The 23,717-nt window shown below is 65.0% G+C and carries 28 protein-coding genes; 15 read left to right on the top strand and 13 right to left on the bottom strand.

Annotated elements, in window-relative coordinates; genetic code table 11:
* Positions 1-70: 70 nt before the first annotated feature.
* Together QM707_RS05275 and QM707_RS05270 are read right to left on the bottom strand one after the other, a co-directional pair.
* Positions 71-1,843, bottom strand: coding sequence for a M14 family metallopeptidase (locus QM707_RS05275; protein ID WP_415000813.1), 1,773 nt, complete (start codon positions 1,841-1,843; stop codon positions 71-73).
* A gap of 62 nt (positions 1,844-1,905) precedes the next feature.
* Complete coding sequence (locus QM707_RS05270) at positions 1,906-2,865, bottom strand: NAD(P)H-binding protein (protein ID WP_415000812.1); 960 nt, start codon at positions 2,863-2,865, stop codon at positions 1,906-1,908.
* 77 nt (positions 2,866-2,942) lie between these two features.
* Here QM707_RS05270 and QM707_RS05265 point away from each other — a divergent pair, with 77 nt between their 5' ends.
* From QM707_RS05265 to QM707_RS05240, 6 genes are all read left to right on the top strand, one after another.
* Positions 2,943-3,512 (top strand): GbsR/MarR family transcriptional regulator, encoded by a 570-nt coding sequence (locus tag QM707_RS05265; RefSeq protein WP_415000811.1) that lies wholly within the window; start codon positions 2,943-2,945, stop codon positions 3,510-3,512.
* Complete coding sequence (locus QM707_RS05260) at positions 3,509-3,979, top strand: thiol-disulfide oxidoreductase DCC family protein (protein ID WP_415000810.1); 471 nt, start codon at positions 3,509-3,511, stop codon at positions 3,977-3,979. Before QM707_RS05265 ends, QM707_RS05260 begins: the two co-directional genes overlap by 4 nt.
* Before the next feature lie 44 nt (positions 3,980-4,023).
* The gene (locus QM707_RS05255) at positions 4,024-4,932 is read left to right on the top strand and encodes an acyltransferase (protein ID WP_415000809.1); all 909 of its coding nucleotides are present in this window, start codon (positions 4,024-4,026) and stop codon (positions 4,930-4,932) included.
* 107 nt (positions 4,933-5,039) lie between these two features.
* Positions 5,040-5,927: an ATP-binding cassette domain-containing protein gene (locus QM707_RS05250; RefSeq protein WP_415000808.1), complete on the top strand. Its 888-nt coding sequence runs from the start codon at positions 5,040-5,042 to the stop codon at positions 5,925-5,927.
* A gap of 1 nt (position 5,928) precedes the next feature.
* The gene (locus QM707_RS05245) at positions 5,929-7,482 is read left to right on the top strand and encodes an ABC transporter permease (RefSeq protein ID WP_415000807.1); all 1,554 of its coding nucleotides are present in this window, start codon (positions 5,929-5,931) and stop codon (positions 7,480-7,482) included.
* A gap of 40 nt (positions 7,483-7,522) precedes the next feature.
* Positions 7,523-8,233 carry a pseudouridine synthase gene (locus QM707_RS05240; protein WP_415000806.1) on the top strand — a complete coding sequence of 237 codons (711 nt, stop codon included), beginning with the start codon at positions 7,523-7,525 and terminating at the stop codon, positions 8,231-8,233.
* Positions 8,234-8,239: 6 nt separating this feature from the next.
* Here QM707_RS05240 and QM707_RS05235 read toward each other — a convergent pair whose 3' ends face one another.
* From QM707_RS05235 to QM707_RS05220, 4 genes are all read right to left on the bottom strand, one after another.
* Positions 8,240-8,488 carry a hypothetical protein gene (locus QM707_RS05235; protein WP_415000805.1) on the bottom strand — a complete coding sequence of 83 codons (249 nt, stop codon included), beginning with the start codon at positions 8,486-8,488 and terminating at the stop codon, positions 8,240-8,242.
* A gap of 87 nt (positions 8,489-8,575) precedes the next feature.
* Positions 8,576-9,814, bottom strand: coding sequence for a TIGR03862 family flavoprotein (locus QM707_RS05230; RefSeq protein ID WP_415000804.1), 1,239 nt, complete (start codon positions 9,812-9,814; stop codon positions 8,576-8,578).
* A gap of 6 nt (positions 9,815-9,820) precedes the next feature.
* Positions 9,821-10,489: a YceH family protein gene (locus tag QM707_RS05225; protein WP_415000803.1), complete on the bottom strand. Its 669-nt coding sequence runs from the start codon at positions 10,487-10,489 to the stop codon at positions 9,821-9,823.
* Between the two features lie 73 nt (positions 10,490-10,562).
* Positions 10,563-11,750: an acyltransferase family protein gene (locus QM707_RS05220; RefSeq protein ID WP_415000802.1), complete on the bottom strand. Its 1,188-nt coding sequence runs from the start codon at positions 11,748-11,750 to the stop codon at positions 10,563-10,565.
* A gap of 149 nt (positions 11,751-11,899) precedes the next feature.
* On the opposite strand from QM707_RS05220, the gene QM707_RS05215 reads away from it, so the two are divergent.
* Positions 11,900-12,760, top strand: coding sequence for a LytTR family DNA-binding domain-containing protein (locus QM707_RS05215; RefSeq protein ID WP_415000801.1), 861 nt, complete (start codon positions 11,900-11,902; stop codon positions 12,758-12,760).
* A gap of 9 nt (positions 12,761-12,769) precedes the next feature.
* Here QM707_RS05215 and QM707_RS05210 read toward each other — a convergent pair whose 3' ends face one another.
* Together QM707_RS05210 and QM707_RS05205 are read right to left on the bottom strand one after the other, a co-directional pair.
* Positions 12,770-13,012, bottom strand: coding sequence for a DUF3297 family protein (locus QM707_RS05210; RefSeq protein ID WP_415000800.1), 243 nt, complete (start codon positions 13,010-13,012; stop codon positions 12,770-12,772).
* A gap of 16 nt (positions 13,013-13,028) precedes the next feature.
* On the bottom strand, positions 13,029-14,123 hold the full coding sequence (locus QM707_RS05205) for a sterol desaturase family protein (RefSeq protein WP_415000799.1): 1,095 nt from the start codon (positions 14,121-14,123) through the stop codon (positions 13,029-13,031).
* 74 nt (positions 14,124-14,197) lie between these two features.
* Between QM707_RS05205 and QM707_RS05200 the strand changes: the two genes are divergently transcribed.
* The 5 genes from QM707_RS05200 to QM707_RS05180 all read left to right on the top strand — a co-directional run bounded on the left by QM707_RS05200 (position 14,198) and on the right by QM707_RS05180 (position 17,685).
* Positions 14,198-14,683, top strand: coding sequence for an NUDIX hydrolase (locus QM707_RS05200; RefSeq protein WP_415000798.1), 486 nt, complete (start codon positions 14,198-14,200; stop codon positions 14,681-14,683).
* Between the two features lie 219 nt (positions 14,684-14,902).
* Complete coding sequence (locus QM707_RS05195; RefSeq protein WP_415000797.1) at positions 14,903-15,112, top strand: cold-shock protein; 210 nt, start codon at positions 14,903-14,905, stop codon at positions 15,110-15,112.
* A 134-nt stretch (positions 15,113-15,246) separates the two neighbouring features.
* Positions 15,247-16,509 carry a C4-dicarboxylate transporter DctA gene (gene dctA, locus QM707_RS05190; protein WP_415000796.1) on the top strand — a complete coding sequence of 421 codons (1,263 nt, stop codon included), beginning with the start codon at positions 15,247-15,249 and terminating at the stop codon, positions 16,507-16,509.
* Between the two features lie 30 nt (positions 16,510-16,539).
* Entirely contained in the window at positions 16,540-17,142 is a 603-nt protein-coding gene (locus tag QM707_RS05185; RefSeq protein WP_415000795.1) for a DUF2652 domain-containing protein, read from the top strand.
* Positions 17,143-17,205: 63 nt separating this feature from the next.
* A complete protein-coding gene (locus QM707_RS05180; RefSeq protein WP_415000794.1) occupies positions 17,206-17,685 on the top strand; it encodes a glutathione peroxidase in 480 nt (159 codons plus the stop codon).
* 9 nt (positions 17,686-17,694) lie between these two features.
* Here QM707_RS05180 and QM707_RS05175 read toward each other — a convergent pair whose 3' ends face one another.
* The 4 genes from QM707_RS05175 to QM707_RS05160 all read right to left on the bottom strand — a co-directional run bounded on the left by QM707_RS05175 (position 17,695) and on the right by QM707_RS05160 (position 20,486).
* A complete protein-coding gene (locus QM707_RS05175; RefSeq protein WP_415000793.1) occupies positions 17,695-18,270 on the bottom strand; it encodes a TlpA family protein disulfide reductase in 576 nt (191 codons plus the stop codon).
* Between the two features lie 28 nt (positions 18,271-18,298).
* Positions 18,299-18,820: a GNAT family N-acetyltransferase gene (locus tag QM707_RS05170; RefSeq protein ID WP_415000792.1), complete on the bottom strand. Its 522-nt coding sequence runs from the start codon at positions 18,818-18,820 to the stop codon at positions 18,299-18,301.
* Between the two features lie 20 nt (positions 18,821-18,840).
* A complete protein-coding gene (locus tag QM707_RS05165) occupies positions 18,841-19,629 on the bottom strand; it encodes an alpha/beta fold hydrolase (RefSeq protein WP_415000791.1) in 789 nt (262 codons plus the stop codon).
* A 62-nt stretch (positions 19,630-19,691) separates the two neighbouring features.
* A complete protein-coding gene (locus tag QM707_RS05160) occupies positions 19,692-20,486 on the bottom strand; it encodes a ferredoxin--NADP reductase (RefSeq protein ID WP_415000790.1) in 795 nt (264 codons plus the stop codon).
* A gap of 141 nt (positions 20,487-20,627) precedes the next feature.
* Here QM707_RS05160 and QM707_RS05155 point away from each other — a divergent pair, with 141 nt between their 5' ends.
* Positions 20,628-21,053, top strand: coding sequence for a hypothetical protein (locus QM707_RS05155; protein ID WP_415000789.1), 426 nt, complete (start codon positions 20,628-20,630; stop codon positions 21,051-21,053).
* A 101-nt stretch (positions 21,054-21,154) separates the two neighbouring features.
* A complete protein-coding gene (locus QM707_RS05150) occupies positions 21,155-21,637 on the top strand; it encodes an FKBP-type peptidyl-prolyl cis-trans isomerase (RefSeq protein WP_415000788.1) in 483 nt (160 codons plus the stop codon).
* Between the two features lie 21 nt (positions 21,638-21,658).
* Here QM707_RS05150 and QM707_RS05145 read toward each other — a convergent pair whose 3' ends face one another.
* A complete protein-coding gene (locus QM707_RS05145; protein ID WP_415000787.1) occupies positions 21,659-23,167 on the bottom strand; it encodes a sulfotransferase in 1,509 nt (502 codons plus the stop codon).
* Between the two features lie 138 nt (positions 23,168-23,305).
* Between QM707_RS05145 and QM707_RS05140 the strand changes: the two genes are divergently transcribed.
* Positions 23,306-23,701 (top strand): hypothetical protein, encoded by a 396-nt coding sequence (locus tag QM707_RS05140; RefSeq protein ID WP_415000786.1) that lies wholly within the window; start codon positions 23,306-23,308, stop codon positions 23,699-23,701.
* The last annotated feature ends 16 nt before the right edge of the window (positions 23,702-23,717 follow it).

The following is a 23,717-nucleotide window of genomic DNA, read 5'->3' as shown; positions in this document are numbered from 1 at the left end:
CGTTTCTTCAGAACGGACAACGCCGCCCTCGGGCGGCGTTATCATTCAGGCGTCGTGCGAGGCTAAGCCTTCAAGGCGCCTTGTCCGTTCGCAGCACCGGATACAGGCCGTAGCTGGCGTCCCAGGACGAATGGCGGCGGGCGAAAAATTCCAGGCGCGCCTGCGGGTTCTTGGCGAAATCGGGCTCGTCCCGGAGCTTGCGCTGGAACTCGGTCGCCAGCGCCGCGTCTTTCGCCAGCATTTCCCGCGCGACTTCTTCGGCGACGTAGGCCTCCATGTATTCCTTCTGTTCGAAGTGGTTGTTGAATTCGCCCCAACCCAGCAGCGAGTCCGGTGCCTGCGGTTCGAGCAGGGCCATCACCAGTCGTGCTTTCGGTTGTGCGATGGGCACGAAAAGAGCGCCCGCGCCGATGTCGCGACGTTCGTTCGACCAGTTGCCTTCCACCGCCAGGCGCTGATGGCCCTCGACCGACTGCTGGCCGAAATCCGTTTTGATCGCGCGGAAGGTTTGCGTATCGAAGCCGGGCAGGGCGCGGTCGATCCGGCGGAACTCGATGCCGTGCTGCTTCAGTTTCTCGCCTACCCATGTCGCATGCGCGGCCGGCACGATATAGCCGGCAGCTGGTGCCGGCAGCGTGCGGCCCGGAACGATCTCGTCGCGCAGCGCGACCTTCCACACCTGCGGTTTGCTTTCGTCGTAGCGCGTCATAAGCGCGCCGGAAATCTCCGAAGGCGTGCGCGTGTATTCGTAACCGCGAAACTCGATCTGTCGCGCTTTGTCGGTGGTGCGGTAGTCCAATGCCACGGGCTGGCCGGCCAGCGCGGCGGCACGCGCATCGGCCGCCTTCGCGATGGAGGCCCATTCGCTGCCGTGGTCGCGCAGCTGTTCGAGCAGGGAGACGATGATGTTGTGGGTTACGCGCACGCGGGTCGGATAGTCCTTCCAGGAATGCGTTTCCACCAGCATGCCGAAGCGATTTCGCATCAGGAAATAGCCGGTGGAAAAACGCGGTGGCGCGACGCCGTCGGTGAAACCGGATTGCGGATCCTCGTAGTCGTTGAACGAAGGATAGAAGGCGACTGGCAACGAACCCTGGCGAGCCTGGTCGGCGATGACCGCATCGCGCAGGGACTTGCCGGCTTGCCGCAGGGCGTCGTCGCCGGCGTGAACGGGCTCGACCTGGATGGCGACATCGTGTTCGAACTTGGCGCCGTCGGTGACGTGCAGATCGATATAGGCCAGCGGATCCCAGGCGTTCACCAGGCGAAGCATGGCCTGCATTTCGGGGGCGTCGGCCTTCACGTAGTCGCGATTGAGGTTGTAGTTCTGCGCGGTCACGCGCCAGCCCATTTCCTCCGGGCCGCGCTGGTTCGGTCGGTTCCAGGCCTTGAAGCGCTCGTGCCCGTCGATGTTGAACACCGGGACGAAGACGAGGACCTGCTTGTCGAGCGCGCCTTTCGCCGCCTTGCCTTCAAGCGCTTCGCGCAGGGCGAGGAAACCGGCGTCCTTGCCGTCGATCTCGCCGGCATGGATTCCGCCTTGCACCAGCAGCACCGGCAGGCCCTGCGTGCGCGCCTGCTTCGGGGTGAAGGCGCCGCGCTGCGAAACGATCAGCGCCTTCATCGGCCGGCCCTCGGGGGTGGTGCCGAAGTCGATGCAGCGCACAGCCTTCGGGTAGCTGCGTTGGAAGGCATCGCAGAGCGCGATCACTTCATCGTAACGGCCGGTTTTCAGGAAACCGGAACGCTCTGAGACGGTCGTCAGATCGATGGAGGCCTGGGCTGCGAAAGAAGCGAGAGCAAGCGAGACGGCGAGACCGAGCGGTCGGAGCATGGCGGGCACCCTGGTGAAAGTGGCCGATGATGCACCGCGTACCGGCGTCATCGCTAGTGACGGAAGTCCGATCAGGCCGGCAAGGTCTGCACGCCGGCGATGCCTTCATCCGGGATGACGCATCGCGGCCTGCGTCCCAGCAGTTCTGGAAGACGATTCTCGCGAGGGCAGTTGTCGTTGCGCAGCAGTTCGTAGTGGCCGAAGGAATAGGGCGTGGCGTGCAACAGGTCGCAGGCATGGCTGCCGAGACGCGCGAGCCATGCCGGCAGTCGCAAGCAGACCGCGGGCCGGGTGCTGTGGCGGCGGTGCATCGTCGCCAGCAGGGCCTCGATCGTCATCGCCTCATCGCCACCGAGCTCGAACTGCCGTCGCTCGTCGCTCGCGTCCTGCGGCAGCGGCAACAAGGCGAGACGAGCCAACGCTTCGCCGAGTTCGCCGACGTCGAGCACGGCGATGCGACCGAGGGCATTGCCGGGGAGCGCGAGCAACGGCCAGCGGGCGACGCGACGGATCCACAGCGCGCCATAGCCGCCATCGCCATCCAGCAGGGAAGGGCGAACGATGCGCCAGTCGGCGCCGCTGCGGCGGATCGCCGCTTCGCCCACGCGTTTCGAACGCAGGAAACGGCTGCGCGCCGGATGTTCCAGCCCGAGCGCCGAGACATGTACGAAGGGAATGCCGCGCTCGCGACAGGCGGCGGCGAGCGCGGCGGGCGCGAGGTGATGCACACGCTCGTAGGTTTCCGCGCCGCGCTGGCGCAGGATGCCGACGCAGTTCAATACGGCATCGACGTCGGCAAGCAGAGGCCGCCACTGCGCCGCGTCGAGCAGGTTCTCCATGCGGATGCGTCGGCGAGGCGAGCCGGCGGCGACCTGCGGCAGCTTGCGATCGATGCGCTCCGGATGCCGGCTGCCGACGATCACGCGCCGACCTTCCGCCAGCAGGGCCGCGACCGCATGGCGGCCGATGAAGCCCGATCCGCCCAGGACCAGCACGGTGGGAACCTTTCCCGGGACTGCAGTCGTCTGCATCGCTTTTCTGTCAGTTGTTTCTGTCTTGACAGAAATATATGACCAAATCAGAATGCTGGCAACAGGGAATCGTGACCATGACCAACCAAGCGCAAGCCAGCCAGACAGGCGATTCCCTGACACCGATCAGCCGGCGCTTCGTCCTGCATTGGGGCGAAATGGGCTCGCGTTGGGGCGTCAACCGGACGGTCGCGCAGATCCATGCGCTCCTGTTCCTGAGCGGGCGGCCGATGCACGCCGAGGAAATTGCCGAGATCCTGGTCGTCGCCCGTTCCAACGTCAGCACCAGCCTGAAGGAACTGCTGAGCTGGGGCCTGGTGCGGGTCGTGCATCTGCTGGGCGACCGTCGTGACCACTACGAAACATCGCGCGATGTCTGGGAACTGTTCCGCATCGTGGTGAGTTCGCGCAAGGCGCGAGAATTCGATCCGACCGTCGCCATGCTGAAGGACTGCGTCGCGGACGCCGAACTGGCGGCCGAAGACAAGGCGGTGCAGGCGCGCATCAAGGAAACGCTCGCGCTGATGACGGCCTTGTCGTCCTGGGGCGAGGAAATGCTGCGCATGGAGCCGGCGACATTGATGAAGGTGATGAAACTCGGCAGCCGCATCCAGAAACTCCTGCGCGATGGCGAAGCGAAACGATGAGCCTGCTCGAGCCGAGTTTCCCGTTGACCATCTACTACGACGCGTCCTGCCCGCTCTGCCGGCAGGAGATGCATGCCCTGCGCGACTTCGACCGGGACGATCGCCTGCGCCTGGTGGATTGCTCGCTGCCGGACTTCCGCGACGAGGTCGCCGAACGGGCCGGCGTCACGCGCGAGCAGATGATGCGGCTGATCCGGGCCCGCGATGCCGAGGGGCGCTGGTTCGTCGGCGTCGACGTTTTCGTGATCGCCTACCGGGCTGCCGGGCTGGACGCCGTGGCGCGACTTTGGGAGAACCACTGGCTGCGACCTGCCTGGAATCGGCTCTACCCCTGGGTTGCGCGAAATCGCATGTGGCTGTCGCGCGTCGGTTTCACCCGGCCGTTCAACCGGTGGGTGCGCTGGGCCGCAGCGAGGGAGCAACGGCGCTCGCAGGCCTGCCACGACGGCCAGTGCATGCTGGATTGACGCGGACTGGGCGATAATCGGCGCTGGTTTCCGCGATCCATCGCATGCTCTTCAAACTGCCGCTGTTCCTACGCCTGCCCATGGCGGCGCTGGCCATCCTGCTCAACACCGTGGCGCATACGACGCCCCTGTTCGTCGTGGCCCTGCTCAAGTGGCTGGTGCCGGTGCGAGGCTTCCGCCGATTCTGCGATCGCATACTGATCGGCCTGGCCGAAAGCTGGATCGCCCGCAACGGCCAGCTGATCGCCCTGTTCACGCCCACGCGAATCGAAGTGGAGGGAGTCGATGGCTTGCGTCGCGACGGACACTACCTCGTGCTGGCGAACCACCAGAGCTGGGTCGATATCCCGGTGCTGCAACACACATTCAATCGGCGCATTCCCTTCCTGCGATTCTTCCTGAAGAGCCAGCTCATCTGGGTGCCGTTGCTCGGACTGGCCTGGTGGGCGCTGGATTTCCCGTTCATGAAGCGCTACACGAAAAGCGAGCTGGCCAGGAAGCCCGAGCTCGCCGGCAAGGACATGGAGGCCACGCGGAAGGCCTGCGAAAAATTCCGCGGTCTGCCGGTGTCGATCATGAACTTCGTCGAAGGCACGCGCTTCACGAAGGAAAAGCATGCGCGGCAGTCTTCGCCTTTCGCGCATCTGCTCAAGCCGAAAGCGGGTGGCGTGGCTTTCGTCATCGGCGCGATGGGCGATTCCCTGCAGGGTATCGTCGACGTCGCCATCGCCTATCCGCAAGGCAAGCCGACGATGATGGACCTGATGGCCGGGCGCATCGGATGCGTGCGGGTGTCGGTGCGGTCGCGGGAGATACCCCCCGAGTTCATCGACGGCGACTACGAAAACGACCGGGCCTACCGCGTCCGGTTCCAGCAGTGGATGAACCTGCTGTGGCAGGAAAAGGACGCCGAGCTCCGGCGACTGGTGACTCCGGCGGGCGCCAAGGGCTAAGGGTCGGAGACCCTGTCTTCCGGCCTATGTGATTAGGTGTTGTAGGTAACTACACTACCAGTACAAGCCGAGCTCCCGACGAGCCGGCAAATATTGGAGCGCGTGCCTTGTCCACCTGCGAATTGGTCCTGCAGTCGATCGACTACACCTACCCGGGCGGCCATTCGGCTGTAAGTGGACTTGATCTGAACCTGGGGCCGGGCATCCTCGGTTTGCTCGGGCCCAATGGGGCCGGCAAGTCCACACTGATGCGCATCCTGGCGACGCTGGCCAAGCCAAGCCGTGGGAAGGTTAGCTGGAACGGCCAGGACATTGCCTTGAACCCCAATGCCTTACGTAACTCTCTTGGCTATTTACCGCAGGATTTTGGCGTCTACCCCGCCCTGAGTGCGCGCGAGTTCCTGGGTTTCCTGGCGGCGGTGAAAGGCCTGTCGGGCAAACGGGCCGCAACCCGAGTGGAGCATTGCCTGGCCGAAGTCGGCCTGGCGGATGCGGCGGATCGCCGCCTCGGCGAATTCTCCGGCGGCATGCGCCAGCGCGTCGGCATCGCTCAGGCGTTATTGAACGATCCGTCGCTGCTGATCGTGGACGAACCGACGGTCGGCCTGGACCCGGAAGAGCGCATGCGCTTTCGCCATCTGCTGACCGACCTGGCCGGTGAACGTCTGGTCATCCTCTGCACCCACATCGTTTCCGACGTGGAAGCCAGCGCCACCGCGCTGGCCGTCATGACGGCGGGGCGGCTGCGCTTCCACGGGGCGCCGGAAGAATTGCTGGCTCGGGCCGAAGGCCATGTCTGGGAATGGACCGTGGCGCCGTCCGAGTTGGAGGCGGTCCGCGGGAAATACACGTTGTGCGCCTCGCTGCGCAGGCCGGAAGGCATTCGCGTGCGAATCGTCAGCGCGGAACGGCCGCATGCCGATGCCAATGCCGTCACCCCCGAACTCGAGGATGCTTATACCTGGCTGATCGGTTCCGGCGCGAGCAAGCACTGACATGCAGGCGCTGATCCGCTTCTCCGGCATCCTGCGGGCCGATTTGCGCGAACGCATCCGTGGCCCGCGCTTCTGGGTGCTGCTGGCGATCGTGATGGTCGCGGCCTGGTGGTGTTTTCCGCCCGCCAGCGCCGGCTATCGCATCCTGTCGATGAACGGTGGCGAACGCGGTTTCTATTCCAGCGCCTGGGTCGGCATGGTGCTGGCGATGGTCTATAGCAGTCTGCTCAGCCTGGGCGGGTTCTATGTGATTCGCGGCACCCTGGTGCGCGACATCGAAACGCGCGTATGGCAATTGCTGGTCGCCACGCCGATGACGCGAGGCGCCTACCTGTTGGCGAAATGGGCCAGCCACATGCTGGTGCTGGCGGCCATCGCGTTGGTCGGCCTGGGCGTCGGACTGGTGGCGCAATGGCTGCGGGCGGAAGATCGCGCCATCGACCTGATCGAATTGCTGAAACCCGTATTGGTGCTCAGCATTCCCGGTCTGGCGGTGACGGCCATGCTTGCGATCTGGTTCGACTTGCTGCCCTGGTTGCGGCGCACGGCCGGCAACGTGGTTTTCTTCATCCTGTGGGTGACGCTGACGTCCGTGTCGCTGGCGCAGCTCGAATCACCCGACAACCATGCCGCACGCTACGGCTGGGGCAGCGATCCGAACGGCATGATCGTCGCGGCGCGCGATTTCCAGCGCGAGCGCAGCGTGGCGACGGGCGAGCGGCAGGATTTCGGTTTCAGCATCGGCGTATCGATGCGCGGCAAGCCGGCGACCCGGTTCGAATGGAAAGCATGGCATCCGCGCGGCCCCGACATGTTCGGCCGCTTGCTGTGGTTGCTGTTCGCGATGGCGGGCGTCGTGGCGGCGGCGCCCCTGCTCGATTGGGCGGCGGCTCGCGGCATTGCGGCCTCCAAGTCCGGTTCGCAGGCGGGTCGAAGATTGGGCTGGCTCGATCCGATGCTCGCCCCATTCGCCCGCGGTCCGCTCGGTACATTGGTCGTGGCGGAACTGAAGCTGGCTTTCCGGCAACGTCGCCTGTGGTGGTGGTTGGCCGCGATCGCGCTGCTCGGTACGCAGGCTTTCGCATCGATGCAGGGCATGGCGACGGCCATGCTGCTGGCCTGGCTGCTGCCGCTGGACGTGCTGGCGCGCGGCGTGCTGCGCGAGCGCGAGCACCGGACGGCCGGACTTGTTTTCACTGCACCGGACATCCTGGGTCGTTTGCTCGCCACACGTTTCCTTGTCGGCGTGCTGCTGCTGTTCGCGTTGAGCTTGCCCGGTCTGCTGCGACTGGCAGCAGGTCTGCCGATGGGCGCGCTCGCTACGACTGCGGCGATCGTTTCCATCGCCAGCTGGGGCATGAGCCTCGGCGCCCTCTGCCGGAACCCGAAGCCCTTCGAACTCGTGCTGGTGGCGCTGGTATACGGCGGCCTGCAGGGCATGGCGATCTTCGATCTGCTGCGCGATCCGCTGGCCATGGCCGGACTGCATGCGTTGTTGCTGCTGCCGGCCTGGCTGCTGCTCGCCTGGGCCTGGCCGCGCCTGGCGACCCGCTGAGCCGTGACGCGGGGTGGCGCATGTGCGAGCATGCGCGCCCATGCGATTGAACAAGCACATCAGCGATACCGGGTTCTGCTCCCGCCGCGAGGCCGATCGCCTGATCGCCGAAGGGCGCGTGACGATCAACGGGCGCAAGCCCGGTGCCGGCGCCCAGGTCGAGGAAGGCGACATCGTGCTCGTCGACGGGCAGCGCCTGCAGGTGCGGCAGGCCAAGGCCGGGCGCAAGCATGTCTACATCGTGCTGAACAAGCCGGTCGGCGTCACCTGCACGACCGAGAGCGACGTGAAGGGCAATATCGTCGAGTTCGTCGGGCACGAACAGCGCATCTTTCCCATCGGTCGGCTCGACAAGGACTCCGAAGGGCTGATCCTGCTGACCAGCAATGGCGATATCGTCAACGAGATCCTGCGCGCCGAGAACAAGCTGGAGAAGGAGTACCTGGTCGCGGTGAATCATCCGGTGACCGACGAATTCCTGCGCGGCATGGCGCGCGGCGTGCCGGTGCACGGACAGCTAACCCTGCCTTGCAAGACCGGCAAGCTCGGGAAGTTCGGTTTTCGCATCGTGCTCGTGCAGGGACTCAACCGCCAGATCCGACTGATGGCGGCGCATTTCGGCCATCGCGTGAAGCAGTTGGTGCGCGTGCGCATCGGCAGCGTGAAGCTGGGGCACCTGAAGCCGGGCAAGTGGCGCAACCTGACCGATGTGGAGCTGCGCGGCCTGCTGCCGCATCGCACCGAGTGGTAGCGTCGCCTAGTGGCGGATGTCCATGCCGCTATGCGTTTCGTCCAGCGTGCCGTCGGCCTTGAGTACGGCGAACTTGTTGCGGTCGCCGTCGAAGACCACCGCGACCGGATCCTTGAACGGTTCGCGCCGGATGAACTTCAGTTCCCAACCGTAGCGCTCGAGTTCGCTCAGGGTCATGCGCTGGTCTTCGTTGAGCTGGCGCTTGAGCTCGCTCGACGTGGCCTTGCCGTTATATCGACGTTCCTGTTCGGCCATCGTGCACCCCCGTGTACAGTGATCGCGAGCCTTCACGGGCCTGCGGGGGGACGGGCCCGGATCGCGATGGCCGATTATGAACCCGAATCAGGGCGGCGGCGCAAGCAGCCACTCGGCAGCAGCCCGTCCGGCGATCCTGCCGCTGGCGAAACAGGCTGTCAGCAGGTAGCCGCCGGTCGGCGCTTCCCAGTCGAGCATCTCGCCGGCGAAAAAAACGCCGGGACGCGATTCGGCCATCAGCCCCGGTGACAACGCATCGAATCGCACGCCGCCGGCCGAACTGATCGCTTCCGCGATCGGGCGCGGCCGCAGCAGGCGGAGCGGCAGGGACTTGATGCCGGCGGCGAGCGAGGCCGGATCGTCGCGCATCGCTTTCGACAGGCATTCGTAGACCAGTCCGGCCTTGACGCCATCGATGCCCGCACGTCGCCGCAACCGTTCGCTCAGGCTGCGACTTCGCTCGTCCTTGCCGAGATCGGATCGGAGGCGCTCGAGCGAGCGGCCCGGTGCGAGATCGAGATGCATCGTCACTTCACCATCGCGCTCGATTGCATCGCGTAACGGCGCCGACACGGCGTAGATCAGGCTGCCTTCGATTCCGTTCGTGGTGACGACGCATTCGCCCAGCAGGTTGTGCGGAAGGCCAGCGTCTTCGCAGCGAACGGACACTTGCTTGAGCGGATGGCCGGCAAAGCGCGACGAGAAATGTTCCGTCCACTGCACATCGAAACCGCAGTTCGATGGCAGCAGCGCCGCGACATCGATGCCGGCATCGCGCAGCGGCCGTACCCAATCCCCGTCCGAACCCAGCTCCGGCCAGCTACCGCCGCCGAGCGCGAGCACGACGGCATCGGGCTTGGCGAGCGTCTGGCCGCCATCGTTCGTGGCGAACGCGAGGGCGCCGCTCTCATCCCATCCCGTCCAGCGATGTTGCATATGGAACTCGACGCCCTGCTCACGCAGGCGGCGCACCCAGCCACGCAGCAAAGGGGCGGCTTTCAAGTCCAGAGGAAACACGCGCCCCGAGCTGCCGACGAAAGTTTCCACGCCGAAACCGCGGGCCCATTCGCGCAGGTGTTCGGGGCCGAATTCGCGTAGCCAGACGGCGACGATGTCGGCGCGCTCGCGGTAGCGCGAAGCGAACAGTTCCGGCGGGTCGGAGTGGGTGAGGTTCAGTCCGCCCTTGCCGGCGATGAGGAACTTGCGGCCGACCGAGCCCTTGGCGTCGTAGACATCGACGGCCAAGCCGGCAGCCCGCGCCGTTTCGGCGGCCATCAGGCCTGCCGGCCCACCGCCGACGATGGCGAGTCGGCGCGCAACGTTCATGGCTTGTCAGTCGGAAGGCGCGAGGCGCGCCTTCAATGCCGCCAACTCCGCTTCCAGCGCTTCGATCCTCGATTCCAATGCCTGGAAACGATCGTCGTCGCCGGCATCGCGTATCGAGGAGGCAGTCGACTTGCTGCTGGCGTGCAGTTGCTCGGCATCCACTGGACCGCCGAGCAGATGCATATAGCGGTCTTCGCGCTGACCGGGGCCGCGACCGATGTTGATCACCAACGCCGGGCTGCGCTGCGCGAGGCGGTCGAGCGTCTGTCGCAGTTCGTCGAGGTCGGCGAACCCGGCGATGCGCTCGCTGCGCGTCAGCAGTTCCGAGGCCGTTTGCGCGCCGCGCAACAGCAATACGCCGAGCAGGCCCTGTTGCTTGGCCGTTACCGAATAAGCATGGGCGAAGCGATGTTCGTAGCGCTGGGCGCGGGCGCCGTGGATGGAGCGTACAAGCCCGTCCGCCTCCATCTGTCGCAGGGCATGGCCGACCTCGCCGGGTTCCAGTTCCATCAGTGGCTCGCGTGCGTTCTTCTGATTGCAGGCGAGGACCAGCGAATTCGCGGTCAGCGGGTAGCTTTCGGGCGTCGTCGCTTCCTTCTCGATCAGGCAACCGAGGATGCGCGCATGAGCGTCGCTGAGCGGTGTCGGGGAGTCGGCGGATTCGTTCTCGGACATCTGGCGGCCAGTCCATCGGATTGGCCGCCATGATGCCCGAATCTTCCGCGCGAAGCCGGGCCGGCGGCTGGCGTCAGGGCATCGATCCGCTCAGTTCCTGTGCATTCGCCACGCGCGGCGGCGTGCTGCGCGGCTTCAGGCCGAAGCAGGGGCGCAGCCAGCCGATGCGTTTGACCAGTTCGCTGATCGACCAGCAACCGACGACGGTGCCGAGCAGGATCAGGGCGGGTTCTGTGATCGGCCCGAGCCGGTAGTTCGCCAGCCAAAAGCCGAGCGCGACGATCAGGCTCTGGTGCAGCATGTACCAGGGATACACCGACTCGTTCGCCCAGGGCAACCAACGGAACGGACGATTGAGCAGGGCATGCGACCAGCCGAGAATCGCCAGCAATGCCGTCCAGATATAGAGATTGCGCAGCGTCCAGATGACGGCCTGTTGCCAGAACGGCACTTCGTCGGGTAGCACCATCGCGAGGCCGAGGTAGGGCACGAACAGGCCGAGCGCCCAGGCCAGGCTTTGCTTGCGCAGCCGCAGCGCTTCGGTCCAGAAGCCCTGGTTTCGCGCGATCGCGTAGCCGTACAGGAACACGGTGAAGTACACCGCGTTGCGATACCAGTCGTGGATGAAATCGCCGTTGTCCGGGAAACGTTCCTGCAAGGTGAGCGTATAGAAGACCAGCGGAAGCGCCGGCAGGAACAGCAAGGCCGTTCCGCGCAGCCCGGCGAAACGTGCCAGCAGGCGTTGGCCCGTCGCCGAGGCCAGTGGTTTGGCGAGCAGGGCCAGAGCGAGCGTGTACATCCACAGATAGGCCAGGTACCACAGATGGTTCCATGTCATGCCGTGCGACCAGCCATCGAATGCATCCTTGGGCCAGGGCTTGCCGCCGTAGTAGTCGAGCAGGAACTGGACGAAGCCCGGTTCGACCAACCCGTTCGATACGCCTTGCGCATAAGGCTGGATCGGGACGATCACGGCCATGCCGAAGACCAGGGGCAGGAACAATCGCCAGGTCCGCTGGCCGACGAAGCGCCAGACCCGATCCGTCTTCAACAGGAACGCTGCCGCGATGCCCGAGATCAGGAAGATGAGGTCCATGCGCCAGCGATTCACGAACAGCATCGGGTATTGCAGCCATTCGGCCTGGTGCACGCTCTTGATGTGCCATTCCCATTCGAAGACATAGAACATCGCGAGGTGGTAGAGGATCAGCAGGCAGAAGGCGAGGGCGCGCAGGGCGTCGATGTCGTGGCGTCGGTTCATGGTGGGCTCCGTGGAAACCGCACCAGCCTCGTTTCGCAGCCGTTTTCCCGCCAGCTCGCGGGGTCCAGTCGCGGTCGTCGGTGACGAACGGCGGGCATGGGGGACGAATCGGGGGACGGATCTTCGTCCCGAAACCCTAGAATGGCGGGATGAGCAATGAATCCCGCTCCCTGCTGGAGCGCTACCAACCCTATCGGCGCGGCATCGAGATCGGGTTCTGGGTCGTCAATTACTGTCTGGCGGCCACCCTGAATACGATCACCACCGTGCTCGACATCGAGCGGGTGCACCTGAGCTTCGCCGACTGGCAGGTGGCGGTCTGGGAGTGGTCCAGCAACCTGGTGATGCTGGCGCTTGTGCCGGCCGTGATCGCCTTCGAGCGGCGATTCCCGCTGCACCTCGATACCCTGCGCCGCAACCTGCCCATCCATGCCCTGGCCGCCGTCGTCTACAGCGCGGCTCATGTCGTGGCGATGGTGGGCTTGCGCAAGCTGGCCTACGCCAGCCAAGGCGAGTTCTACGATTTCGGCCATTGGCCGACGGAAATGTTCTACGAGTTCCTGAAGGACTGGCGCAGTTACGCCGGCGTGCTGCTGGTCTTGGGCGCCTACGACCTGCTGCTCTTGCGCCTGCAGGGCGAAGCGCGCCTATTGACCGAACCGGACGAGGGTCCCGCCGTGGACCCGGTCGAGAGACCAGATCGTTTCCTGGTGCGCAAGCTCGGCAAGGAATTCCTGGTGGCCGCGAACGACATCGAGGTCCTGCAGGCCTCGGGCAACTACGTGAACCTGCGGGTACGCGGGCGGGAATATCCGCTACGCAGCACGATGGCCGCGATCGAACCCCGCCTGGATCCGGCACGCTTCGTCCGGGTGCACCGCAGCTACATGGTCAACCTGGACCATGTCGCCGAAATCGAGCCGCTCGATACCGGCGATGCACGCTTGACCATGCACGACGGCAGCCGCGTGCCCTGCAGCCGCCGCTATCGCGACGTGCTGCGAAAATAAGTCGGCGGCTTATTCCTGCGGCAGGAAATAGGGCACGACCTCGCCGCTGAGCTTGATCGTCATCGGATTGCCGCTACGGTCGCGCGCCTTGCCGGCGGCGACGCGGATCCAGCCTTCGCTGACGCAATATTCCTCGACGTCGTCGCGCTCCTGGCCCTTGAAGCGCACGCCGATGCCGCGTTCGATGGCTTCGCGATGGAAATGCGGGCTCTTGGGATTGAGGGCGAGTCGGTCGGGCGGGGTATCGGTCATGGTCGGTTCTCGTCGATCAGGATTCCGCCTTGCGGGGCGGAAGGAAAGGGGAAATCTGCTGGGGGAAGAAACCGTCGGGCACGGATTCGAGTTTCATCACGCCGTATTCGACGGGCCAACTGCCATCCCTCGGCAGTTTGAACGTGCCCATCAGCATGTCCACCAGGGGCAGGTGGATCGCATAGTTCACGTCGACGTAAGCCTGCTCGCGGGCGTGATGCCAGTGGTGATAGCGCGGCAGCACGATCAGGTATTCCAGCCAGCCGAAGCGGATGCCGAGATTGGCGTGCGCCAGTACGGCCTGCAGGCCGACCAGGATGATGTAGCTGTTCACCGCCTCGGCCGAGAAGCCGAGCACGACCAGGGGCAGCAACACCGCGCTTCTGGTCAGAAGCACCTCCACCAGATGCGTGCGCGACCCGGCCAGCCAGTCCATGTGACGGCTGGAGTGGTGCACGGCATGGAAGCGCCAGAGCCAGGGGATGTTGTGGTACGCGCGGTGCAGGCCGGCCTGGAACAGGTCCGCAGCGAACACCGCCATCAGGAACTGCAGCCAGACGGGCAGGGCGCGGATCCAGTCCTTCAGGGCCTCGGAAGCGACGAGTGCGTCGATCGTGCTGGTCGAGGTCGTCACGAAGATCAGGATGAATTGCACCAGCAGGTGACTCAGGAAGAAGTAGGCTAGGTCGGTGCGCCAATGCGGGCGCAGCGGCGATTGTTCGACACGCCCGAGCAAACGTTCGATCGGGATGAAGACGAGGGCCGAGAAGAACAGCGAGATGACGAACCAGTCCAGGCCCAGCGAGTAGGGCGTCGAACGGATCGGGTCGAATTCCACGCGCGTGCCGCCGAGCAGCACGGCGAGAGTGGCGGCGCCGACGCCGACCATGGCCACGCGACGGTCGCGCCCGCGCAGGATGGCCAATGTGCCGAGCACGAAAGCGGCCACCAGTGCGACCAGCAGCAGATGTCTGGCGAAGTCTTCCGTGTAGGCCTGGCGGAAATCGCGGCTGGTCAGCAACTCCGGGAAGTGGAAGCACAGCACGCCGAACAGGCTGAGCAAGCCCAGCAGGGCGGACAGGGAGGCGAACCAGGAGCGACGAGGAGTCATGGAATTCGATAACGCGAGAAGGCGCCAAGATAAGGTCAGCCGGCTATGCTGTCGACCTTTGCCGCGATGCCGCCATGCCCTACCGCCCGATTCTCGCCACGCTCGGTTATGTCCTGTCCGAGGACCGGCGCCGCGTCCTGATGGTCCATCGGAACGCCCGTCCCGACGACCACCACCTCGACAAGTACAACGGACTCGGCGGCAAGCTGGAGCCTGGCGAGGACGCGATGGCCGGCATGCGGCGCGAGATCCGCGAGGAAGCCTCGATCGAGTGCGGGCGAATGAACCTGCGCGGGACGATCAACTGGCCCGGTTTCGGCAAGAACGGCGAGGACTGGTTCGGATTCCTGTTCCTGATCGAGAGCTTCGGCGGGCAGGTCCCGGCCAGCAATGCCGAGGGCAGCCTGGAGTGGGTCGAGCTGAATCGGCTGGACTCCCTCAACCTCTGGGAGGGCGACCGGCACTTCCTGCCCCTGGTCTTCGACGGCGACCCCCGGCCTTTTCATGGGGTGATGCCCTATCGGGATGGGCGGATGCTGGACTGGACCTACTCCCGCTGAGCGGCGCTGCCCGGGTGAATCCCGGTTCAGGTATCGCTCGCATTCCATTGTTTTTCCGTGTATGGTGCGCCCACTGTGTTTGCCGGGTCACCGTGAATCGTGACCTGATGCGGTAGATCCTCCGATCCGCTACATCGCTGCGCCTCGCTCCCTGCAACCCAGTCACGATGCGAAACCCGCATCGCGTTTCATTCAACGACGAGTTACAAGGAGACAATCATGTCGGATCGTCAGAGCGGCACCGTCAAGTGGTTCAACGACGCCAAGGGCTTCGGCTTCATCACCCCGGAAAGCGGTGAGGACCTGTTCGTGCACTTCCGTTCCATCCAGGGCAGCGGCTTCAAGTCGCTGAAGGAAGGCCAGAAGGTCACCTTCACCGTGGTCAAGGGTCCGAAGGGCCTGCAGGCCGACGCGGTGCAGGCGGTCTAAGCACCTCGCGCGCAAGCGCAACGAAGAACCCCGGGTGGAAACGCCCGGGGTTTTTTCTTTTGTGCGCCAGATTCCTTTCGCGCGAACGCGGGGCTCGGCTACGCTAGCGCGATAGCCGGGGAGGGCGACGCGCGATGCGATGGTTCAAGCAACTCTACGTGCAGGTGCTGATCGCGATCGCGGCCGGCGTCCTGCTTGGCATTTACCGGCCCGAACTCGGCGCCGAGATGAAGCCGCTGGGCGATGCCTTCATCGCCCTGGTGAAGATGGTCATCGGTCCGGTGATCTTCCTGACCATCGTGATCGGCATGGCCAAGATGGGCGACCTGCGCCATGTCGGTCGCATCGGCCTGAAGGCGCTGATCTATTTCGAGGTGCTGACCACGCTGGCCCTGGTGATCGGCCTGGTGGTGGCGAACGTGGTCAAGCCCGGCGTCGGCGTCGCGCACGAAGTGACCGCGACGCAGATGGAAACGGTCGCCGGCTACCAGGAGAAGGCCGCGCACGGCGGTGTGGTCGAGTTCCTGCAGGACATCATTCCGAAAACCTTCGTGTCCTCCTTCACCGAGGGCAACCTGCTGCAGGTCCTGCTGGTGGCGCTGCTGTTCGGCATCGCGTTGACCCATGCGAAGGAAAGCGGGCGCAAGGTACTCGATGGGCTCGAATACCTGTCGAACGTTTTCTTCGGCGTGGTGCACATCATCATGCGCTTCGCGCCGATCGGCGCGTTCGGCGCCATGGCCTTCACCATCGGAAAGTACGGTACTGCCACGCTTGTCTCCTTGGGCTGGTTGATGGCATCGGTCTATCTGACCTGCGCCGGCTTCATCTTCATCGTGCTGGCCGCCGTGGCTCGACTGTCCGGCTTCTCGCTGTGGAAATTCCTGCGCTATATCCGCGCCGAACTGTTGCTGGTGCTGGGCGCTTCCTCGTCGGAGCCGGCGCTGCCGCGCATCGTCGAGCGCTTGGAGGAACTCGGCTGCGATCGCAGCGTCGTCGGCCTGGTCATTCCGACCGGCTATTCGTTCAATCTCGACGGCACCTGCATCTACCTGACGATGGCGGCGATCTTCATCGCCCAGGCCTATGGTGTGCCGCTCACGCTCGGCGATGAGCTGCTGCTGCTCGGCGTGCTGCTGGTGACGTCCAAGGGCGCCGCCGGCGTGACCGGCTCGGGTTTCATCACTCTGGCAGCGACGCTGGCCGCACTTAACGGCAAAGTGCCGGTGGAAGGCGTGGCGCTGATTCTGGGCGTCGACCGTTTCATGTCCGAGGCGCGCGCGATCACCAACATCATCGGCAACGGCGTGGCGACGATGTTCGTGGCGAAGTGGGAAGGCCTGCGCGACGATGCGCGCATGCAGGCGGCTCTGGACGCCGGTCCGCCGGCTTCGTAGCGTGGCCGTACGGCCGCAGGAACCGAACCTATGCGTCTGACCCAAGCCGTACTCGTAGTTGCCGACATCAGCGGCTACACCGACTTCATCACCAATCGCGAGATCAGCCTGCTGCACGCGGAGCAGATCATCACCGACTTGCTCGAATCCATGCTCGATCGCACCGAGCACCCGTTGATCGCCAACAAGCTTGAGGGCGATGCGGCCCTGCTGTACGCCGAACACGAAGCAGGGGACGAAAACGCTGCGGTGCGGGACGCGTTGTTGCAAGTCCGCGCGTTGTTCGATGCATTCGACGCGCGTCTGCGCCGGATCGGCGAGGAGCGCGCCAATTGTGGGTGCGAGGCCTGCGCCAACATCTCCCGTCTTTGCCTGAAGGCCTTCGTGCATCGCGGCGAAATCGCCATCAAGCAGGTGCGGCAATTCGAAGAGCTGGCCGGCGAGCCGGTGATCTTCGTGCATCGCTTGATGAAGAACGGCGTGCCCTTGCGCGAGTACGTGCTGTTGTCGGGCGAAGCGGCCCGCTGTGCCGGCTTGCCCTTGGGGACAGGCCAGGCCCATCGCGAGGCTCTTGAAGGGCTGGGCGAGCACGAGCTTTGGCTGCTTTTGCCGTCGGACCTCACCGCGCCCTGAGTGGTCGGTCCGCCGCCTGGCGTCCGAATGCTAGGATGTCCGGATCATGCCTTGGAGCCGCCCATGACCGACGCCTACGATTTTTCCGCCAAGAACATCGACGGCGAGGAGCAGCCCCTGTCCGCCTATCGCGGCAAGGCCATGCTGATCGTCAATACGGCCTCGAAATGCGGATTCACGCCGCAGTACACCGGCCTGCAGAAGCTGTGGGACAAGTACCAGGAGAAAGGCCTGGTCGTGCTCGGTTTTCCCTGCGACCAGTTCGGGCATCAGGAGCCGGGCGATGCCGAGGAGATCAAGAATTTCTGCTCGCTGACCTACGACGTGGGCTTCCCAATGTTCGAGAAGATCGAGGTCAACGGTGGCAACGCGCATCCGCTGTGGAAATGGCTGAAGAAGGAAAAATCCGGCCTGCTCGGCCTGGAGGCGATCAAGTGGAACTTCACCAAGTTCCTGATCGGCCGCGACGGCAAGGTGCTCAAGCGCTATGCGCCGACCGACACGCCGGAAAAGATCGAAAAGGACATCGCCGCGCTGCTCTGACCGGCGTCGTCAGTTCGTCGCTTGCGTCACCGCGGCGGCTGGCGCTGGCGCCAGCAACAGCTTGTTGACGTCGCGCAGTATCTTGTCGAGCGATTCGTCGCCGAAGCCGATGTGCGCGGCGGATATCCGTCCGGCCTGGTCGATGACATAGAGATTCGGATAGGACTTGACGTCGTAGCCGTCGCTGATCGCACCGTCAATGTCGTGGGTGAAGATCAGGCCGGTCTTCTTCAATTGCCGACGGATGAGGCGATAGTCCTCCGTCGTGTCCTTGACGTTGACTGCGACGATCTCGAGCCGGTCGCCGGCGGTCTTTTTCAGGGCGTCGAGCACCGGGAGTTCGCGCCGGCAGGGGCCGCACCACGAAGCCCAGAACGTGACCAGCACGATGCGCCCCTTGAACTGGCTGATGCGCACTTCGTCGCGATCCGGCGTCTTGCCCAGGTAGTCCGGCGGCTCGATGCCGCGATCGAGCTTCGCCCAAGATGCGGCCGAGGCCAGGCATAGCGCCAGCATGAGCAGAAGGGAGTGCCGGCGTGCGCGCATGATCGGGTCTTTCAGGGGCGAAGGGTGCCAGGCGAGCATGCGGCCCGCGGTCGTGCAGCGCAATACATCAGAGCGTGCGGCTCATCACCCAATCGTCCTTGGCATCGTCTCCGACCATGAAAATCGTGGGGCCGACGACTTCATAGCCTTCCTTCTGGTAGAAGCGGATCGCCTGCGCCGCTTCCTGCCAGACACTGAGCCAGATCGAACCGCCGCCGCCCGTCCGCGCCGCCTGCAGCGTCTGCGCCATCATGGCTTGCGCGATGCCCTGGCCATGCAAACGCGTGTCCACGTAGAACCGCGCCAGTTCCACCGAGGGGCGGGCGCGCACTTGTGGCGGAGGTTCGGTGCCGAACTTCAGTTGCGCGTGTCCGGCCCATTGCTCGCCGATTTGCGCGATCAGGTTCCAGCAACCCGGGTCCTGGATCTGTCGGCGTTGCGCCTGTTCGCCGTAGTACTCATCGACCGCGCGTGCGACGTTTTCCGGCGTCGAGCAGTGACCATAGGTAGCAAGGAAGTTCCGGCTCATGAATTCGCCGAGCGCAGGCGCATCCTGGAGTTCGGCGAGGCGGAAGCGGAGATCGGTCAAGCTCATCGTCGGGGCTGGCTTCATTCGGCGGGAGCGCTGTTGCGGATTCTGGCAAAAATTTCCTTCGTCGCGGGCGTCCACACCGCCCAGGCATGACCGCCGGGGCGAACGAGGATGCGCCCGTCCGGAAGGAGCGGCTCGATCAGCGGTCTGGCCTGGCCCAGGCGATCCTTGTCGCCGTAGGCCAACCAGATCTGTGTGGGAGGTCGGGATGCCGGCCTCGACCTGTCCTGCAAGTGGCGCCAGAGTTCGCGCTGGTAGTTGTCGGCGGTGATGGCATCCGGCTTCGGCCCGGCCTGCCACTGCGCCAGACCGCCAGCCTCGCGGACTTCCTCCAGCAGTTTCGCTTGGCCAAGGTAGGGTGCAAGCAGCACGAGCCCGTCCATTTCGCCGGGAAACTGCCGGTCATAGAGCAAGGTGCCCATGCCGCCCATCGAGGCGCCCAACAACCAGACCTGCTCGTAGCCGCGCCGGCGCGCGGGAATGATGAGTTCTTCGTGCAGGCGCTGGGCCATTCGTCCTTGCATGTAATGGGCGAGGCCCACTTCGGCCAGCAGTACGTCGGCTTCCGGCCAGGCCGACTGGATCGCTCCGGCGATGCCGCTGCGACGCAATGCATCGAGATTGTCGCCGCGACCGGGCAGAACGATCACGAGGCTGTGCCGCGAGTCCGCGGCAGGAGAACGAATCAGCTCGTTGGCGATCGGGCCCTTGGGATCGCCGATCGACAGGCAAGCGCAAAGGCACAGCGGCAACAACACGAAGATCAGCGCACGGGCGAGGGTCTTCAGCGAGGGCGATGCATGCATGGTCGGCTCCAGCGGGGTCTCGTCCGCATGCTGCCTCGACCGATGTGCAGGGCCCATGTGCGTCACTTCTCGACGAAGGCGCGCTCGAACACGTAGTCGCCGGGCGTTCCGATGCGTGGCGACGCGTGGAAGCCGCGGCCATCGAGGATGCGGCGGAAATCGGCCAGCATCTGCGGGCTGCCGCAGATCATCGCGCGATCGTGTTCGGGATCGAGCGGCGGAAGACCGAGGTCCTGCATCATCCGTCCATTCTCCATCAGGTCGGTCAGGCGCCCCGAATGGGCGAATGTTTCGCGTGTGACCGCAGGGTAGTAACGAAGCCTGGCGGCGATCTGCTCGCCGAGGAACTCGTGCTTCGGCAACGCGTTGCGGATGTAGTCGGCGTAGGCGAGATCGGCGACGCTGCGCACGCCATGGGTGAGCACCACATGCTCGAAGCGTTCGTAGGTTTCCGGGTCCTTGATGATGGCCAAGAAGGGCGCCAGTCCCGTGCCGGTGGCGAGCAGGTACAGGGTGCGGCCGGGCAGCAGGTCGCTGATCAGCAGCGTGCCGGTGGGTTTGCGGCTGATCAGCAGACTGTCGCCCGGGCGGACGTGCTGCAGACGGGAGGTCAGCGGTCCGTTCGGGACCTTGATGCTGAAGAACTCGAGCTCTTCTTCCCAGTTGGCGCTGGCGATGGAATAGGCACGCATGAGCGGCTTGCGAGCACCATCGGCTTGCTCGGACTCGAGCCCGATCATGACGAACTGGCCGTTGTCGAAGCGGAAGCCGTCGTCGCGCGTGGTGGTAAAGCTGAAGTAGCTATCTGTCCAGTGCCGGACGTCAAGGATGGTTTCGGTGATGAACGCGGCGGACATGGCGGATACATCTTGGAGGCCGCATCATTGTCTCATTGCCGCGCCTTCATTGCCTCAACCTCGGCAGGAATGGCCGACGAACGCTCCCTTTGGCGTTGTATCGGCGGTATCCTGCCGCTTACCCCGTCGCATTCCCCCGAAATGCCCGATATCAGACATATCCCTTTCGATGGCAAGACCGTCGAGCTGCGGCTGGAACAACGCCGACAGTATCTGCTGGCGTCCGTCTACGGGCCCGAGAACTCGCTCGCGAGCTCGATCGCCTACTGGACGGTTCTTGCCGAAGAATGCGAACGCCGTCGCGAGAAGCGTCTGCTCGTGATCGATCATCTCGAAGGCCCGGCCATGCAGGCCCTGGAGATGGAACAGCTGGTCGGATACTTCGCCGAATCGATCCTGACGCGGGTGCGCATCGCCTTCGTCGAGCCCGTGGCCGTGCATCTTCCGCAGATGGAACATGGCCAGATCCTGGCCCAGGAACTGGGCTACGAAGCGCGGGTCTTCGGCGGCCAGCACGATGCCGAACATTGGCTGGTCTACGGCGGCGAAACCGACGGCAGCGCCTGAGAGACCACGACGCAGGGACGCCGGACCCGTGCCGCCGTTCACGGGCCCGGGCCAGCCCCCGCGCTATAATCCGCGTTTCGTTTTCACCGCCAGAGTCCAGCATGCAGATCGCAGAACGCACCGTCGCCTCCTTCCACTACACCCTGACCGACGATTCCGGCCAGGTGATCGACAGCTCGTCGGGCCATGCGCCGCTGACCTACCTGCATGGTGCCGGCAACATCGTGCCGGGCCTGGAGAAAGCGATGATCGGACGCTCTGCCGGCGACGCGTTCAACGTCGTCGTGGCGCCGGAAGAAGGTTACGGCGAGCCGAACCAGATGCTGGTGCAGGTGGTGCCGCGCGCTGCGTTCCAGGGCGTCGAGGAACTCGCCGTCGGCATGGAATTCCAGGCGCACACGCCGCAGGGCCCGATGTCGGTCGCGATCGCGAAGATCGAAGGCGACGAGATCACCGTGGATGGCAACCATCCGCTGGCCGGTCGCACGCTGCATTTCGCCATCGAAGTGACCGACGTGCGTGAAGCCAGCCTCGAGGAAGTGATGCACGGCCACGTGCATGGCGAGGGCGGCCACCATCACTGAAGCCGCTGTCGCGTTGCGACGCTAGCGGTCGAGGCGTTCGAACGCCTCGGCAAGGCGGCCGGCGTAGGCGGCGGCGCGCCCGATGCGGGATGCCTGCAGTCGAGGTCCGAAACGCAGGCCGGGCTGGTAGCCCAAGCCGATGAAGGCGCAGGCGACGCGTAGCAGCATCTCGGGTTTTTCGACCAGGCTTTCGTATTGCACGTCGAGTATTCGGCCGGGCAACCGTTCGTGCCAATGCTGCATCAGCTGGCGATAACGCAGGCAATAGTCCGCCAGGGCCTCGGCGTCCTGCAACGGAGGTGCGGCTTCGCTGCCGCTGGGCCAGGGGCTGGGCTGGGCGAGCTGAGCCAGTAGCACGTCGCGCGCGTCGCGCTGCATGTGCAGGAAACGGGCTTCCGGCATCGCGCGGGCGATGCGCCCGATCAACAGGAAGTCGAGCGGTTGGGCGTGTAGCCAGACGGCACCGCCGGTCTTGGCGGCAACGGAGCGCATGCGCTCGGCGATCGCGGCGTCCGACGCCGCCGGAGAAGACTCGAGCAGCGTCCGGTCCAGCACGGGGCGGGGATCGCCACCCGCGGCACGCGCCATTTCGCGAGCGAAGGAGGATTGCGCGACGGCGCGCACGACCTCGTTGTGTTGAGCCAGTCGCCTGGCCAGCAGCTCGACGCCGGATCGCGGCAGTCCGACGATGAAGACGGGTGCCGGCAGCCGCGCCTGACCGTTTTCGTCCTGGTTGCTGTCGGTCGGCTCGTTCTGGATCAGATCCCAAAGTCCGGGGGATACGCCGGCGTTCGTTCGCGCTGCGCGCAGGTTCATCGCCTGCTGCAGCATGTCCCAGGCTTCGCCGTGGCGCCCCAGGTCGTCGAGTTCGCGATACAGGGCCAACGCAACGAACTCCTCGCCGCCTTCTTCGACGGCACGCGAAAGCCAGCGTTGCCGCAGGCGCTCCACGTGATCGTAGGCGGCGTTCTGCACGCGCAGCTCGGCCAGGGCCAGGTGCGCCTTGGCATGCCGGGGCTGCAGTTGCAGGCAGGTTTCCAGATGCTTCTCCGCATCGGCGTTGCGGTCGAGCGCGCGCAACGCCAGCGCACAGTTGTAGTGCAGGAAGGAGCGTCCCGGGCTGATCGCGATCGCCTGTTCGAACAGTTTCAGGGCGCGCACCGGTTCGCCGAGCTGGCTGAGCACGATGCCGAGCGAGTCGAGCAGGGCGGGTTTGTCGAGCGGAAACGCCAGTGCCCGGTCGACGCTCTCGCGGGCTTCGTGCACCAGGCCGTTCGCCAATTGCGTTCGCGCCAATTGGCAGAACACCTCCTGGCGGGGCTGTTCGTCGCGAGCGACCTGCTGGATGAGCGCCAGGGCCTCGGCATGGCGGCCGCGCTTCTCGGCGAGGATCGAGAGCCGGAACCTCGCTGGGCCGTTGCCCGGCTCGCGGGCGAGCACCGCATCGAAACAGGCCTGCGCTGCCCCGAGCTCGCCCACGCGATAGTGGGCGATGCCACGTTGCAAAAGGCGCTCGCTGCGACGTTCCATGCGGGAAGTCTAGAACCTCCGTGAAAAGAGTGCATGCGCGGATGCGAAACCCGGACTTGCGTCACGACTGCGGGGTCTGCGATTGACCGGCGGAGGCAAAAAACCGATGCTGCCTGCCGGTGGCGCGAAGGGATCGACATGGAAAAGGTCGTCTATCGGGAGCCCGGCTTCCGTCTGGAAATCGAGGATCAACCCGGTTACCTGCGGGCCCAGGTCTCGGAGGGGCAGGACTCGCCTGCGCTGTCGCTGGCCTACTGGACCCTGCTCGGCGACGAGTGCCGCCGCCGCGGCGTGCGCAAGATGCTGGTGATCGAAGACCTCGAGCCCTGTGAAGTCACCGACGCCGAGTTCCAGGCATTGTTCGCCGACATGGTCGGGATGGGCTTCCAGAACGTGACCGTGGCTTTCGTGCCGATGCGCGCTTCACTGCAGACCAATGAGCGAGGCAGCCTGCTCGGGGTCGAATTCGGCCTCGACCTGATGGTTTTTTCCGACGAAAGCTACGCCGTTCGCTGGTTGCGCTTCAGCCATTGAGGGTCGCCGGGCGCTA

The sequence above is a fragment of the Arenimonas sp. genome, assembly GCF_047602345.1.
Classification (GTDB): Bacteria; Pseudomonadota; Gammaproteobacteria; order Xanthomonadales; family Xanthomonadaceae; genus Arenimonas.
This window is presented reverse-complemented; position numbering and strand designations above follow the sequence as displayed.